Origin of the sequence: Sorangium sp. So ce185, assembly GCF_051526825.1 — a bacterium.
GTDB classification, from domain to species: Bacteria; Myxococcota_A; Polyangia; order Polyangiales; family Polyangiaceae; genus Sorangium; species Sorangium cellulosum_D.
Genome location: NZ_CP150316.1, coordinates 8,718,523 through 8,732,692 on the forward strand (window position 1 = coordinate 8,718,523; position 14,170 = coordinate 8,732,692).

Annotated in this window: 10 protein-coding genes and 1 pseudogene; 7 read left to right on the top strand and 4 right to left on the bottom strand. The window is 73.3% G+C overall.

Annotated elements, in window-relative coordinates; genetic code table 11:
• Positions 1-416: 416 nt before the first annotated feature.
• Genes WMF26_RS31905 through WMF26_RS31915 form a run of 3 tightly spaced genes read left to right on the top strand, consistent with a single transcriptional unit; the run spans position 417 to position 4,227 of the window.
• Positions 417-731 (top strand): hypothetical protein, encoded by a 315-nt coding sequence (locus WMF26_RS31905; protein WP_437995781.1) that lies wholly within the window; start codon positions 417-419, stop codon positions 729-731.
• The gene (locus tag WMF26_RS31910; protein ID WP_437995782.1) at positions 728-2,071 is read left to right on the top strand and encodes a hypothetical protein; all 1,344 of its coding nucleotides are present in this window, start codon (positions 728-730) and stop codon (positions 2,069-2,071) included. Before WMF26_RS31905 ends, WMF26_RS31910 begins: the two co-directional genes overlap by 4 nt.
• Positions 2,068-4,227, top strand: coding sequence for a hypothetical protein (locus WMF26_RS31915; RefSeq protein WP_437995783.1), 2,160 nt, complete (start codon positions 2,068-2,070; stop codon positions 4,225-4,227). Before WMF26_RS31910 ends, WMF26_RS31915 begins: the two co-directional genes overlap by 4 nt.
• Positions 4,228-4,243: 16 nt before the next feature.
• Here WMF26_RS31915 and WMF26_RS31920 read toward each other — a convergent pair whose 3' ends face one another.
• Positions 4,244-5,563 carry a sigma-70 family RNA polymerase sigma factor gene (locus WMF26_RS31920; RefSeq protein WP_437995784.1) on the bottom strand — a complete coding sequence of 440 codons (1,320 nt, stop codon included), beginning with the start codon at positions 5,561-5,563 and terminating at the stop codon, positions 4,244-4,246.
• 661 nt (positions 5,564-6,224) lie between these two features.
• Here WMF26_RS31920 and WMF26_RS31925 point away from each other — a divergent pair.
• From WMF26_RS31925 to WMF26_RS31935, 3 genes are all read left to right on the top strand, one after another.
• Complete coding sequence (locus WMF26_RS31925) at positions 6,225-6,737, top strand: hotdog fold domain-containing protein (RefSeq protein ID WP_061627216.1); 513 nt, start codon at positions 6,225-6,227, stop codon at positions 6,735-6,737.
• A 349-nt stretch (positions 6,738-7,086) separates the two neighbouring features.
• Positions 7,087-8,553, top strand: a complete 1,467-nt coding sequence (locus WMF26_RS31930) for a VWA domain-containing protein (protein ID WP_437995785.1) — start codon at positions 7,087-7,089, stop codon at positions 8,551-8,553.
• Positions 8,554-8,567: 14 nt separating this feature from the next.
• Positions 8,568-10,247, top strand: a complete 1,680-nt coding sequence (locus tag WMF26_RS31935) for a glycoside hydrolase family 1 protein (RefSeq protein ID WP_437995786.1) — start codon at positions 8,568-8,570, stop codon at positions 10,245-10,247.
• Positions 10,248-10,558: 311 nt separating this feature from the next.
• On the opposite strand, the pseudogene WMF26_RS31940 reads toward WMF26_RS31935, so the two are convergent.
• Positions 10,559-10,783, bottom strand: a pseudogene (locus tag WMF26_RS31940) (hypothetical protein); the annotation flags it as partial.
• 154 nt (positions 10,784-10,937) lie between these two features.
• Positions 10,938-11,180, bottom strand: a complete 243-nt coding sequence (locus WMF26_RS31945; protein WP_437995787.1) for a hypothetical protein — start codon at positions 11,178-11,180, stop codon at positions 10,938-10,940.
• 463 nt (positions 11,181-11,643) lie between these two features.
• Here WMF26_RS31945 and WMF26_RS31950 point away from each other — a divergent pair, with 463 nt between their 5' ends.
• The gene (locus tag WMF26_RS31950) at positions 11,644-12,693 is read left to right on the top strand and encodes a right-handed parallel beta-helix repeat-containing protein (RefSeq protein ID WP_437995788.1); all 1,050 of its coding nucleotides are present in this window, start codon (positions 11,644-11,646) and stop codon (positions 12,691-12,693) included.
• Between the two features lie 88 nt (positions 12,694-12,781).
• Here the strand turns inward: WMF26_RS31950 and WMF26_RS31955 are convergent, their stop codons facing one another.
• On the bottom strand, positions 12,782-14,098 hold the full coding sequence (locus tag WMF26_RS31955; RefSeq protein ID WP_437995789.1) for a DUF5690 family protein: 1,317 nt from the start codon (positions 14,096-14,098) through the stop codon (positions 12,782-12,784).
• Positions 14,099-14,170: the final 72 nt, after the last annotated feature.

A 14,170-nucleotide genomic window follows, 5' to 3' on the forward strand; every position in this document is an offset into this window, starting at 1 on the left:
ATTTCGCGAGGGCCGCGGCGCCGGCACTTTACCATACGGCGCCCGCCCCCCCGCCCTCGGCCACCTCCGCCGCCGTTCGACGGCGAGGTGTCGGCGGGCGCGGCGATCGTGAGCGCGAGGTCGCGCGCTCGAGGGACCTCGAGCTCGGTCGCCCTCCGCCGCGCGAAGCAGGGCCGCTGCGTGAACGAGGGCGCGCCCACGATCGCGGCGAGCGCGCTCGGCTCGCGCGCCCGCGCTCGCGTCCGCGCTGCGGAAGGTTCCCGCGCGCCGCGCGGAGCGGGTATGCTCGAGACAGCGCGAGGGGACGGCGCCGAGCCCCCGGGAGCGCCCGCGCCCCATCCAGCGCGGCGCGCACGCCGGGAGCCGGCGCCCCGCGCCCCCGAGCGCCGCCCCCGCCGCTCGCAGGAGAGAGCGCCATGACCAGCACCGTTGACGAGAGCGACGTGTTCCTCATCCCGATGCCCGGCAAGCGCGTGGCGCGCGTCCCCGTCGCGGTCCTGGAGCGCTACGTCGATGAGGGGACGCGCGTCGCGCACGACCCCGCCGAGCCGGAGGACGACGTGACCGCCCACGGGATGTCCGTCGATCCCGCGACGGGCGCGAGCGTCTGGCACACCGAATGGGAGCTCGGCCCCTGCGACTACACGGACGAGAGCGGATTCCCGCAGAGCGCCTACGCCTGGCACCGCCACCCGCTCGGGACCGAGTACACCGAGATCTACCAGAAGTGATCGCCCCTCGACCGGCCGCGCCCCGCTCCTTCCCGCGCGCGCCCCGCTCCTCCTCGCGCCGCGCTCGCCGCCCGCGCCGGCCGCGAGCGCCGCTCCTCGCGGCCGGCGCCTTCGCGCTCGCCCTCTCCGCCGCCTGCATCGAGCGCGGCTACCCGCTCGCCGGGAGCGGGCAGGTCGAGCTCCGCGCCGACGTCGCCGGGCCGCTGTTCGCGGCCGACACGCTCGACGCGGCCGGCCGGCCGGTGCCGCCCCGCCAGAGCCCGTGGCGCACCGAGGTCTCGCTCAAGCTCACCGAGGCGAACGAGCCGGCGTACGGCGCCTACGTCGAGGTCCGCGTGGCCCCGAGCGAGGCGCTCGCGCTGCGCCCGGCGGGCGGCGCCGAGGACGATGGGGCCTCGTGCGGCGTGAAGGACGGCGCGTTCCGCTGCACCGCCGGCACGCAGGGCTACGCCCGCTTCACCGCCGCCTCCGAGGGCGACTGGTCCGGCGAGGCGCGCGTCGTCGTCGCCTGGGCCGACCGCACCGAGGAGCTCCCGATCACGGTGCTCCCCGCGGGCTTGCCCGAGGACGCCACCAACTTCGCGCTCATCGCCGGGGGCCTCGGGGACAGCGACCGGGTGCTCGCGACGTACGTGCCCCTCACGTGCACGATCGGGCCCCTGCCGGACGACCTCGGCGCCACCTGGCGGCCAGGCGCGATCCGGTCGCGCGAGGCGCGCGTCCGCGCGTCGCCCCCCCAGAACGCGCCGGGCGTGGTGGAGCACGCCCCCGTGATCGTCGAGTCGCTGCACAGCGAGGCCGCCCTCTCGCTCGACCCCCAGTGCCGCGAGCGGACCACGCGCCTGCGCGTGCTGCTGGGCGCGACCGGGGAGAGCCCGCCGTTCACCCTGTGCTTCAGCGACCTCGGCGGCGCGGTGACGCTCGCCGTGAGCTCGGGGCAGAAGGCGCTCGAGCCGAACCCCTCCCTCACCGTCGACCCCGAGCCGCGCCTGCTCCGCGTGCGCGCCCTCCGGAGCGCCGTGACCGCGGGGACCCCGGGCGATCTCTTCGAGGTGAGCGCCTACAACGCCGAGCGCGTGCGCATCGCCGTCCCCGTCGACCTCACCGTCGGCGACGACCAGGTGATCGCGCTCGGCGAGGCGTCCGTGACCCTGCGCGGCGAGGACAGCGAGGCGACGATCATCCAGGGCGTCGCCGTGGGGCCGGGGACGACGGCGCTCCGGGTGACGCCCCGCCTGCTCGCGAGCCCGGAGTGCTCGTCCGAGCCGATCACCGTGGTCGCGCCGGAGCCGGAGCCCGAGCCCGAGCCCGAGCCGGGAGACGAGGAGGGCTCGCCGTGAGCGCGCGCAGGCCCGCGATGCTCCTGTCGGCCGTCGCGCTCGCGCTCGCGCTTTCGGCGCCCGCCGCCGCGCCGGCGCAGGACGAGCCCGAGACGGACGCCGGCGAGGCGGACGACGGCGCGCCCGCCGGGGGGCCGGCCTCGGCGCGGAGCGCTGCGCCGCCCATGGCCGTCCCCGCCGACTTCGGCGGCAGCCTCCAGGTGGTCCGCGCCCCGGCGGGCGCGGTCGGCGCCGCGGCCTCGTCGGCGGGCGGGCCGGAGATCTTCCCGGACGCGCGCCGCGTCTGGATGACCGTCCGCGACACCGATCCGGTCCCGATCGAGGCCGCGCGCCGCGGCGGCCGCTGGCTGTGCAGCGGCGGCGGCTGCGCGGCGCAGACCGGCGACCCCGGGCAGAGCCCCGTCGGCGACCAGATCCTGCGCTCGATCAAGCTCCAGACCCCGACGCTGCCCCTCCCGCTCACGGTCTGGGGGCGGCTCAGCGAGGACGGCCAGCGCCTGCTCGACTTCGATCCGGTGCTCCTCGGCCGCCGCTCGTACCGGCACGTCTGCGCCTACCGGCCGGTCGCCGAGCCCGCGAGGTCCCCCTCGGGCGCGCCGGCCGCACCGCCGCCCGAGCGCGTCGACGCGTGCCGCGACGGCCGGCCCGAGCCGCCGCCCGCCGACGCGGGCGAGCTCACGCTGGGCATGCAGTGGCCGAAGCAGTCGGAGATGGCCGACTTCCACTACCTCGCCATCGTCGACAGCTGCGGCAACGCCCGGGTGCAGCCGTTCCAGCGCACGTTCACGGTGCCGGTCCTCGAGGTCGCCTCCGGCGCCTGCGGGCGCCCCGACGGCAAGGTGCTCCGCGTGTTCCCGGGCGGCGGCTGGCTCCGCGTCACCGCCTTCAACCTGCACGCGCCCGCGGCGGGCAACGTGGTCAACGCGACGTACCGGGTCACGATCCCGCCGCTCGAGAACCTCGTCGAGTCGAACCCCGCGCGGCTGCTCTTCCCCGATCCGCTCGCCGACGACCTGAAGGTCGACTGCGGCCCCACGCCGATCGCGGCCCCCCGCGCCGAACCCGGGAGCGCCCCGCCGCCGGGGAGCCCCCGCCCGCCCGGGCCCCGCCCGCCCGCCGCCGCCCCGCCGGCGCCGCAAACGGGCCCGCCGGCGCCGCAAACCGCGGCGCAGGCCCCCTCCCCGGCGCCGCCGCGCGCCGCCCTGCCGCGGCGGGCGCCCGCCGTGGATCCGTCGCGCCCCGGGCCGCAGCCGCTCGCGCACGGCGCGGTCGTCATCTCGCCGGCGCCGCTGCGGCTGGGCAACTGCCGGATCCGGCTGACCGGCCAGACCAAGCACCGGCTCGTGGCGCCGCTCGCGCTGCACGTCTCGCTGACCCGCACCGACCAGATGCGGGGCGGCGCGCCGATCGAGCTCCTCCGGGACGGCACGTGGATCGTCACGCCGAGCAGCGCGGAGTTCCCGCTCCCGCCGCTCGCCGACGATTTCGACGGGGACGCGCGGCTCCGGCTGGCCGTCTACAGCGATCCGCTGAGCCCGCAGGGCAAGGTCGTGCTCCTCTCCGACGCCGGCCGCGTCGCGAGCTCGCTCCGCTCGAACGAGCCCGGCGATCCGGAGCGCGCCCGGCGGCTCGTCGGCTCGGTGGCGATCCACTCGGTCCCGCTGTGCGGCGAGGACAACTTCGAGACGCTCGAGGCGGCGGGGAGCTGCTTCCGCGCCTACCTGACCGTCCCGGCGATGCTCGCGACCCTCCAGGTCACCCGCGCGCCGTGGGTCGAGAAGCCCCTCGTCACGCGGAGCGTGCTCAGCGCGGTCGGCGTGGCGCTCGCGCTCGACCGGTACGATCCGGTGGAGCGCCGGGCCTTCCCGGTCGCGGCGCAGGTCGGCGGCTTCGTGCAGACGCTCGGCGAGGGGCGGGTCGGGCTGCTCGGCTACGTGGGCGTCGCGCCGACGGTCCCGATCCTCGGCTCGGGGGGCAACACCACGTCGTTCGGCTTCCTGGCGGGGCTCGGGCTGGAGTACATCACGAACGAGGCAGGGCCCGACGAGGGGCTCAAGCCGGCCGCGTTCCTCTCCGCGGTCGTGCAGGTGGGCCAGGCCGCCCCTCAGGTCTCCACGAGCGGCCGCGCGAGCTTCGGCACGTACGCGGGCGAGTGAGCCGCCGGGGCGCCGCTCACGGATCGGGCATGGAGTCGTCCAGCTCGTCGAGCAGGCGCCGATCGATCGCGGGATCGAGCCGGGCCTCGTCGAGCAGGGCGCGCGCCTCCGGGAAGCGCCTCGCGAGCACGAGCGCCCGGAGCCAGAGCACCTTCCGCTCCACCGCGAAGGCGCTCTGCGGCACCTCGCGCTCGTAGCGCTCGAGCGTCGCGATCGCCCGGTCGGGCTCGCGCCGCCGCACCGCCGCGCTGCACGCCTCGAAGAGGTCGATGTCCCGGCTGCTGCCGGGCACCCCGATCTCGAGCGCCGGCGGTTCGGGCGCGACCGGCGCCGGCGCGCGCTCCTCCCGGTCGGGCGCTCGCCGCTCCGGGGCGCGCCTCGGCGGCGGCGCCACGGGCTCCGAGCCCTGCGGCGAAAGCGCCGAGGGCGGCGCCGGCTCCGGGGGCGGCGGCGCCGGCTCCGGGGGCGGCGGCGGGGCCACGGCGGTGATGATCGCCGGCGCGACGTGCCTCACCGTCGGCGGTGGCGGCGGGTCCTCGGTCCGGAGCGCCAGCCAGAGCGCCCCCGCGGCCGCGATGGCCGCGATGGGCCCGGCGACCGCGGTCCCCGCGCCCACGGTCGGCACCAGCTGCTGGACGAGGCTCACCACCCCCTTGAGCCAGGCCGCGGCGTCGTTCAGCGCCTTGCCGACGCCGGCGGCGGCCTTCTCGACGTTGCCCTCCTTGAGCGCCCGCGCCGACTCGTGGACGCCGCGGAGGATCGACAGCCGCACGTCGTCGGGCATGCGCGGCGCGAGCCTGGCGGTGGCGAAGAGCGCCGCCAGATCCAGGGGCAGCACGAAGCGCGGGCCCTCTTTCTTCCGATCCTCGCGCCGGCGCTTCGCCACGACGTCGTGGAACATGGCCAGGGCGCGCGCGCGCCACTTGTACGCCGTGGACAGCGGGATGCCGCGCTGCTGCGCGAGATCCGCCATCGGGATGCCGTCGAGGTCGTGCGCGACCAGGATCGAGTGCGCGTCCACGTCGAGGTGGTGCAGGAGCTCGAGCACCATGAGGCGCTCCTGGTCCGAGATCATCAGCTCGTCCGGGGTCTTGGACTGGTCGACGAGGGTCGGGAACTCCTCCTCGGGCACCAGCTCCTCGTAGCGGTGCTGGGCCCGCTCCCGGTAGTGCGCGGCGGTGTGCACCGCGATGCGGTTCAGCCAGCGCTCCGGCCGGGAGATCTCGGGCTTGTAGTTGTCGAAGCTCAGGTACGCGGAGAGCAGGACGTCCTGCGCGAGATCTCCGCGGTCGCGCAGAGGAACGCCCAGGCGCGTCAGCCAGCGCCAGATGAGCATGAATGTCTTTTCGCGAAAGAGCAGCTCGAAGGCCCGCTCTTTTTCGGGTGGACCACCTTGGCCCGGGCGGCGAGGTCGCGTCATACACAACAAAAATTCCGGGCGCAGATGAGCGCTTGCCGTGCGCCGCAGCCCGCGAGCGGCGGGCGCACGGGCCTGTCGGCCGCTCCCCGGCGCGTGGGGAGCTCAAGACCGCGCGAAATCCTCGCGTCGGCGGCGCGCCGAGGCGCCCGTGGTCCATCCGAATTTTGAATATATTTTTACCGGAGAATTCTCCTGGAGAATTGCACCCTCCTGCCCGGATTCGGCGGTCTGAAGGAGGCCTTTGGGACGTGAGCGTCCACCCGCGAGAGCCACCGGATCGCCTCGTGACCGCCGCCCGGAGCGGGGGCGCGGCGGACGGCCGCGGCCGCTCGCTCGAGCGCGGCACTGCCCACCATGCTCGCGGCGGCCTCACCGCGGCGCGGGGCTGCTCGGCGTGATTACGGGGCGTCTGCGCCGCTCGTGGCGCCGAATGCGCGCTCTCGTGGCCCCTTGACGCGGCTCGCGGCGTGTCGGACGGGCTGTCGCCTCGCTGTGCGGCGGGAGCGCGGGGAGCAACATTCCGGGTGCGTGCGCGGGCGACTTGAGGCACGCTGCCGCTGCCACGCGGGTCCAGCGCATGAACCTCTCCGACTTCTCTCTCGCATCCATCGCGGCGACCTCGCGCCGCAACACCATCCGCGACCTCTGGGACAAGCTGCACCTCCTGCCCGGGGGCAAGCGCGTGTTCAGCCGGCTCATCGGAGCGATGGCGCCGTACACCGGGACGATCCGGGCCCACGTCGAGGTCCTCGAGCGCGGCCGCGCCGAGGTGTGGATGCGCGACGTGCCCGGGCTGCGCAACCACCTCCGCTCGGTGCACGCCGTCGCGCTCGTCAACCTCGCCGAGCTCACCGCGAACACGGCGCTGGCCTACGCGCTGCCCGACGACGCCCGGTTCATCGTCGCGGGCCTCTCGATCGAGTACCTGAAGAAGGCGCGCGGCACGATCCGCGCCGTCTGCGAGTGCCCTGTCCCCGACACGAGCGAACGCAGGGAGTACCCGATCCCCGTGAGCCTGCTCGACGCGACGGGGGCCGAGGTCGCCCGCGCCGTCCTCCGCAGCCTCGTGGGCCCGAAGAAGCAGCCCTGAGCCGGAAGCAGCCCTGAGCCGGAAGCAGCCCTGAGCCGGAAGCAGCCCTGAGCCGGAAGCAGCCCTGAGCCGGCGGCATCGAAGCGCTCCAGAGCACTCCTGTGCTCCGGAGCAGCCCCGATTCGGGCGCTCCCCTCTGCGCCAGAGCACCCCCGGTGCTCCAAAGCACGCTGGCCTCGAGCCCTCCTGTGCTTCCGAGCCCTCCTGCGCGCTGAACCACCCCTGAATTGCGGGGTTCCACGCACCTCGCCGGAAGACCTCTCACCCCGCACCACATCGGGCCAGATTCCAGACGAGCGTCGGATCGATGCGCTCGACAAGGACCGGTCAGGGTGTTTGGATTCTGCTCATGGAGAACCGCTCAACGATGGTGGCGCTCGCCGCGACAGGGATCTGCGTGATCTTCGCGGCGTGCGGTGGGGCCGATGGCGGCTCGGTCTCCGGCGGCGGGACCGGCGGCGCGTCGACGGGGGCCGGCGCAGGCTCGGGGACGAGCTCGGAGAACGGCTCGGGGACGAGCGCGTCGACCGGTTACGGCGACGAGCCGGGAGGGATCAACGCCGCGAGCAGCAGCGGCGCGGGCGAGGGCGCCGGCGGCGACGCCTCGTGCGCGGGCGAGACGAGCACCGCGGAGCTCGTGCCGCTCGACCTCTACATCATGCTCGACGCGTCGGGGTCGATGGACGAGCAGCTCAGCCGGGGCATCACCAAGTGGGACGCCGTGACCGACGCGCTCGAGGCCTTCTTCACCGACGAGCAGTCGGTGGGGCTCGGCGTCGGGCTCCAGTACTTCCCGCAGCCGGACGACGACGTGCCCCTGAGCTGCACCAGCAACGAGGAGTGCGGCGACAACGGGCCGTGCGCGCTCCGGGTCTGTCACGACTCGTTCTCCACGACGGTCACGGTCTGCGTCACCGACGCGGACTGCGGCGCGGGCGACACGTGCGTGGACCTCGGGGTCTGCTCCCGGAGAAACCGGCTCTGCGCCGACGTGGGCGAGAGCTGTGAGGGCAACGCGGGCACGTGCATGAAGGTGACCCGGAGCAACTGCGCGAACCCGGACTCGTGCGTCGTCGAGGACTACGCGACGCCCGCCGTGCCGATCACGCCGCTCGACGCCGCGTCGGCCGAGGAGCTCATCCGGTCGATCGACCGGAAGACGCCCGACGGGGGCACGCCCACCGCGGGCGCCCTGTCCGGCGCGCTCGCGCAGGCCCGCGCCCACGCCGAGCAGAACCCGACCCACCGGGTCGTCGCCGTGCTCGCCACCGACGGCATGCCCACCGAGTGCAACCCGAAGGACGCCGACGGCCTGGCGGAGCTCGCGGCCGGCGCGGTGGCCGGCTCGCCGAGCATCTCCACCTTCGTGATCGGCGTCTTCGACGGCAACGACGACGGCGCCCAGGCCACGCTGGACCGCATCGCCGTCGGCGGCGGGACCGAGTCGGCCTTCTTCATCGACACGAGCTCGGACGTGACGCAGGCCTTCCTCGACGCGCTCACCGAGATCCGCGGCAAGAGCCTGGCGTGCGAGTACCAGGTCCCGGCGCCGTCCTCCGGGCAGACGCTCGACTACGACACGCTCAACGTCCAGCACACGCCGACGGACGGCGGCGCCGCGACGACCATCTTCTACGTGGCCGACGAGGCGCGCTGCGACGCGGCCGCCGGCGGCTGGTACTACGACGTCGACCCGGCGACCGGCGGCACGCCGACGAAGATCGTGATGTGCCCCGCGACCTGCACCCGGTTCCAGGCGGGCGGGCAGGTCCAGCTCAACGTCGGCTGCAAGACCGAGATCCCGCCGGTCAACTGAGCCCCGTCCTCGCCATGCGCGCCCGCGGCACGCGAGCCCACGACGCCCGCCGCGCCTGCGGGCTCCCTGCCCTCGCCGCGCTGGCGCTCGCCGCCGCCGCGGCCTGCTCGTCCGAGGAGGCCGTGGCGCCGGCGCCGCCGCCGCTGCCCGACATCGCGTACGCCGGCCCCGGGCCGCTCGCCGGCGCGTCCGGCGCGGGCGGCTTCCGCCTGGGCGCCGCCAGCGCCGCGACCCAGATCGAGGACCAGAACCCGACCACCGACTGGTACGTGTTCACGCTCCCGAGGGCCGAGGGCGGCCTGGGCCGTGGCGCCGAGTTCGTGGGCGACGCCTCGCGCGGCTTCTCGAGGGCGATCGAGGACGTCGCGCTGCTCCAGGAGATGGGGCTCGACTCGTACCGGTTCAGCGTGGAGTGGGCCCGGGTCGAGCCGCAGCGGGACGTCATCGACGAGGAGGCGCTCGCCCATTACGACCGGCTCCTCGACGCGCTCGTGGCCGCGGGGATCCGCCCCGTGATCACGCTGCACCACTTCTCGAACCCGGTCTGGGTCGACGATCCGCGGCGCACCGACTGCGCGGATGGGCCGGGCGACGACAACCTCTGCGGCCTCGGGCACCCCGAGGGCGGGCCGCTCGTGATCGAGGAGATGGCCGAGCACGCGGCCCTGCTCGCCGCGCGCTTCGGCGACCGGGTGGACGACTGGGGCACGCTGAACGAGCCGTTCAACTACCTGCTCGCTGCCTACGGCGTGGGCGTGTTTCCCCCGGGGAAGGCGGCCCTGCTCGGCGACCTGCTCGGCGAGTTCGTCCCGGTGCTGCGCGACTACCTGCTCGCGCACGCGGCGGCGTACCGGGCGATCAAGGAGGCGGACGCCGTCGACGCGGACCGGGACGGCAGCGCGGCGGACGTCGGGCTGTCGCTCTCGGTCGGCGAGTGGGTCCCGGCGCGGAGCCACCGGGTGAGCGACGACCCCGAGGACGTCGCGGCGCGCGACCGCATGGCCTACGTCTACAACCACCTCGTGGTCGACACCGTCCTGAGCGGGCGGCTGGACGTCGATCTCGACGGCGCGCCCGACGTGGAGCTGCCCGGCCTGCGGGGCGCGCTCGACTGGCTCGGGGTCCAGTACTACTTCCGCGCCGGCGTGACGGGCGACGGCGGCCTCGTGCCGGTGCTGAACCTCACGCCGTGCGTGAACGGGCTCGATTTTGGCGCGTGCGTGCCGCCGGTCGACAAGACGTTCTGCGTGCCGGCGATGCGCTACGAGCACCACGCGCCCGGCCTGTACGGCGCGCTCCGGGACCTCGGCGCGCGCTACCCCGGCCTGCCGCTCGTGGTCACCGAGTCGGGGATCGCGACGCGCGTGGGCGAGCGGCGGGCCGAGGTCGTCGTGCGGGCCCTCGAGCAGATCGAGCGCGCGCGCGGCGAGGGCGTCGACGTGCGGGGCTATTACCACTGGAGCCTCTACGACAACTTCGAGTGGGCCGAGGGGTTCGCGCCGAGGTTCGGGCTCTACACCGTGGATTACGCGTCTTACGAGCGCACGGCGACCGAGGGCGCGGCGGTCCTGGGCGAGATCGCGCGGGGGCGCGCGCTCACGGGGGCGCTGCGGGCGGCGTACGGCGGCGAGGGGGCGATGACGCCGGAGCCGGAGGCGGCAGAGGGGTTCGAGGGGTGCAGCGGGACCTGGTGACGGGGCGGCCGGGGGTGGGGGGCGCGAGCGGTGTTCTGAGCTGCGCTTCCGCAGGATGTGCGCAGCCCCAAGCCGTTGCGCAGCGGAGGAGATGCGAAGGATCGCGGCTTCGCAGCAATTGCACGATCGAGGACCTGACCGCTCCCCACAGCGGCACTCTGTCGGACACGCCCCTCGAATGACGGCGATGGCCAGGTACGCCGCCCAACAAGGGCCTGCAGCGTGACGGAGCACGCAGGCTCGCGCCGCTCGCCAGCGCACCTTGGGGCCGAGGCCCAGGGCGCTGGGCGGGCGCGCGAGGAGCGCGACGTTTAGTTAGGGACACGAAGTGTCTCGACGGCGATCCCGTCTTCCCTCGTGACCATGGCGCCCGACCAACCCCAGCTGATGCCGCCCTTGCCCGGAGGGCCGAGCTCGTAGGTGACGTTCTCGAGCGTGAGCTGGTCTTCGTCCAGGTAGGCGATGCCGATCGAGTCGCCACCGCGGCCGGGGCCGCCGTAGCCGCCGTCGCCTCCGATGCCTCCTTCGCCCCCGCGCGAAGCGCTGCTCAGGCAGATCCGCTGACATCATCGGCTGTCCGTCGACCGTCAGAACGCGGATGGTTCGGGCAGACCGAGTACCTCGTGAACGATGCGGGCCGCCACCTCATCCCCGAGCGCGACGGCGCGGGCCAGGGATGCGTGGCTCGGTTCACCCGTCGCGCACGAACTGACGTGGAGTGACGTGCGGCCACGACGTCATTGTCTCCGCGCAGGCGAGTTGCGTTTCTGCATTGCGAGCATGCCTGTCCAGGCTTATCCTTGCTCCGTTCTTCGACATCTCCAGAGATTCGACGGATTCCACGAAGCGATCTTCGTTCAAAACAGACGCGGACGTATCCGCCGCAGTGCCCGAGACGGCGTCGATGGCCAGGTCTGCGATGTAGCGCGACACGACCTCTTCGCTGAACCGTCTACGGCGATGGGGTCTCGGACCGTGCTGAGCGCACGTCGAGCGCGACGCCGATAGCGCTCGGCGCGCCGCTGGACGCCGGCATCCAGGGACGCTCATGAGAGCTCGCTCGTACGCGTACGTTCGCCCGTGACGTTCAACGTCCTTCGCAAGGAGCCAGAAGATGAATACGAACGGCGCTCTATCCCTGTTGACCTTCGTCGCGGTCGCCCTGACCCAAGGGGCGGCGGCAGCCGCGACATTTTACGTCGATGACACCGGCGACGACACCAACAACGGCTTGACCCCGAGGACGGCATGGGCGACGCTCCAAAAGGCGGTCGACACCATCCGCCCTGGCGACACCATCAAGGTACTACCGGGGGTCTACGCGGGGTGTCGTATTCGAAAGTCAGGCGCGCCCGGCCGGCCCAAGACCCTGCGGGCAGAGCCTCCCTGGGGCGCCGTGGTGAACGCTCCCGGGCCGATCAACCGGCACGGCAGCAACATCGAGGTCGAAGACTCCGACGATGTCGTCGTTCATGACTGGGTGATCGACGGCTTCGAGCTCCCGAGCGCCCCCAGATCCGGCGTCGACGTGCGCGTCACGCGCGACATCACGGTCCAGAACTGTCACGTTCACGACAGCGGGAGGACCGGCATCTTCACGGCGTTCAGCGACCACGTGGTCATCCAGCACAACGAGTCCGAGTTCAACGGCGAGCACGGCGTCTACACCAGCAACAGCGGCGACTTCCCCGTGGTCCGCGGCAACCTCCTCCACCACAACCGCTCTGCCGGCGTTCACATGAACGGCGACAGGAACTTCACGCCCGGCGATGGGCTCATCAGCTTCGCCGAGGTCGAGGGCAATATCATCTGGGAGAACGGGCTCGGCGGCGCCTCGGCGATCAACTGCGACGGGGTGAGCGACAGCGTCATCCGGTACAATGTCCTCTACGAGAACCACGCGAGCGGGATATCCCTCTTCGCGATCGACGGCAGCGAAGGCTCCAGCCGCAACAAGGTCTACAACAACACCATCGTGATGGCGGAGGGGAGCCGCTGGGTGGTCAACATCCCCGAATCGCCGGAGGGCATCTCCAACCCGAGGTGCAACACGATCGTGAACAACATCCTCTATACGCCGCGCCTCGACAGGGGGTCGATCCTGATTTATGAGGGCGGCGCGGAGGACCCTTGCTTCTACAGCGATTACAACGTGGTCGTGGATCGCTTCAGCAGGGACAACGGGGAGACGATCATCAACCTCGCGACCTGGCGACGAACTACAGGGCAAGATAGGCACTCGATCCTCGCCCCGCCGTGGGCGCTGTTCGTCGATCCTGCGAGCGACGACTATCGCCTGAGGGGCGGCTCGCCGGCGATAGACCGTGGGCTCTTCCTCTGGGACGCCCTGCCGGACGCTCTGGAAGGGACCCCTCCGCCCATCGGCGCGACGTACGACATCGGCGCGTACGAGGCCGACGCCTCGTCCGAGCACGGTCCGCGTTGACGTTGAACGGCGGCGAGCCCCGCGGCCGGCGCCGCCGCCTCACGGGACCTCCTCCTCTCGATCGGGGCCTCCGGCGACGGGCGGCGGCTCAGGCGTCGAGCGCCGGCCGCGCGGCTGGGACCGGGCCGCGCGTGCGCAGCCAGAAGTACCCCGCCGACGCGGCGAAGAGCGCCGCGCAGAGGAACGCGGTCGCGTAGCTGAAGCCGAGGAAGAACTCGAGCCACGAGAGCTTCGCCTGGCCGAAGCTCTTGTAGAGCAGCAACACCACGCTGCCGAGGTAGCCGAACGCGTCGGCCGCGGTGATCAGGAACCCCGCCGTCGCCACCGAGCCCACCGCCGCGATGAGCCGGTCGAAGAGCACGCAGTTGTAGGGGACGTACCCCACGTAGAGCCCGAGCCCGACGCTGATCATCCAGCCCACGGGCCCGATGACGCCCGCCTGGTAGAGCGCCGTGCTCAGCCCGGCGAGCAGCGCGCCGCCGAGCATGATGCCGTGCACCGCGAGCAGCGCCTTGCGGTTGCTCCGGATCCCCATCATCACCGCCACCGAGAGCAGCGCGCCCATGGCCACGGGGATCTCGGCCGTCGTCAGGATCGCCGGCTGGTCGGCGAAGCCCAGGGCGTCCCAGATCTCGCGGGCGAAGTTGTCCCGGAAATCGCGGTACGCGGTGAGCACGATGTAGCCGAGGACCAGCGTCGCGAGCCCGCCCGCGTTGGCCAGCACGAACGCCCGCCGCGCGGCGCGATCCATCGGCGCGCGCCGGGTCCGGTGCGCCTCGTCGGTCGCCGTGGGCGGCGGGATCTGCGCGAGCATCCACACCGAGGCGAGCAGCGGCGGGAAGAAGAGCGCGCCCGTCACCGCGGGCATCCAGACCTCCGGCACGCCCCAGCCGAGCGTGAGCTTGCCGACGGTCTTCACGAAGCCGCTGGCGACGATGAAGCTGGCGCACAGGCCGGCGCCGAGCAGGTCGCTCACGAGGCGGCCCTCGAGGAAGCCGAAGACGAGCCCCCAGACCATGCCGAGCGGCAGCCCGTTCAGCACGAGGAAGAGCGCCGCGTACGGGGCGGGGGCGAGCCCGAACAGGACGAGCGCGGCCTCGCTCACGCCGATGCACGCGAGGATCGCGAGGGCGCGCCGCTCGGGCCGCATCTCGGAGACGACCTTGATGCCGAGGAACTTCGAGGCGCAGTACCCGAGCACCTGCGCGATGATGTAGAGGCTCTTCAGATCGAGGTCCGGGAGCAGCGGCAGCGCGACCGCGCCCTTGAAGGTCCCGACCGCGAACGGCTTGCGGAAGGCGTACATGCAGAAGTAGGTCGCGAACGCGGCGAACACGGCGAAGGCCGTGAACACCGGGGCGGGCGCCCGTTCGAGCCATCTCGTCACGCTTCTCTGGGCCGGCATGGGAGCTCCGAGGAAGGCGCGAGGGTAATCGCGGGTGCGCGTCGCGCGCATGAATTTTCGGTGAGGCGCGCG

Bases quoted from the DNA above. Each gene is read 5' to 3' on its own strand.
- WMF26_RS31930 (WP_437995785.1), top strand. From the start codon at position 7,087: ATGGAGAACCGCTCAACGATGGTGGCGCTCGCCGCGACAGGGATCTGC.
- WMF26_RS31955 (WP_437995789.1), bottom strand. From the start codon at position 14,098: ATGCCGGCCCAGAGAAGCGTGACGAGATGGCTCGAACGGGCGCCCGCC.
- WMF26_RS31920 (WP_437995784.1), bottom strand. From the start codon at position 5,563: ATGCTCATCTGGCGCTGGCTGACGCGCCTGGGCGTTCCTCTGCGCGAC.
- WMF26_RS31935 (WP_437995786.1), top strand. From the start codon at position 8,568: ATGCGCGCCCGCGGCACGCGAGCCCACGACGCCCGCCGCGCCTGCGGG.
- WMF26_RS31905 (WP_437995781.1), top strand. From the start codon at position 417: ATGACCAGCACCGTTGACGAGAGCGACGTGTTCCTCATCCCGATGCCC.
- WMF26_RS31925 (WP_061627216.1), top strand. From the start codon at position 6,225: ATGAACCTCTCCGACTTCTCTCTCGCATCCATCGCGGCGACCTCGCGC.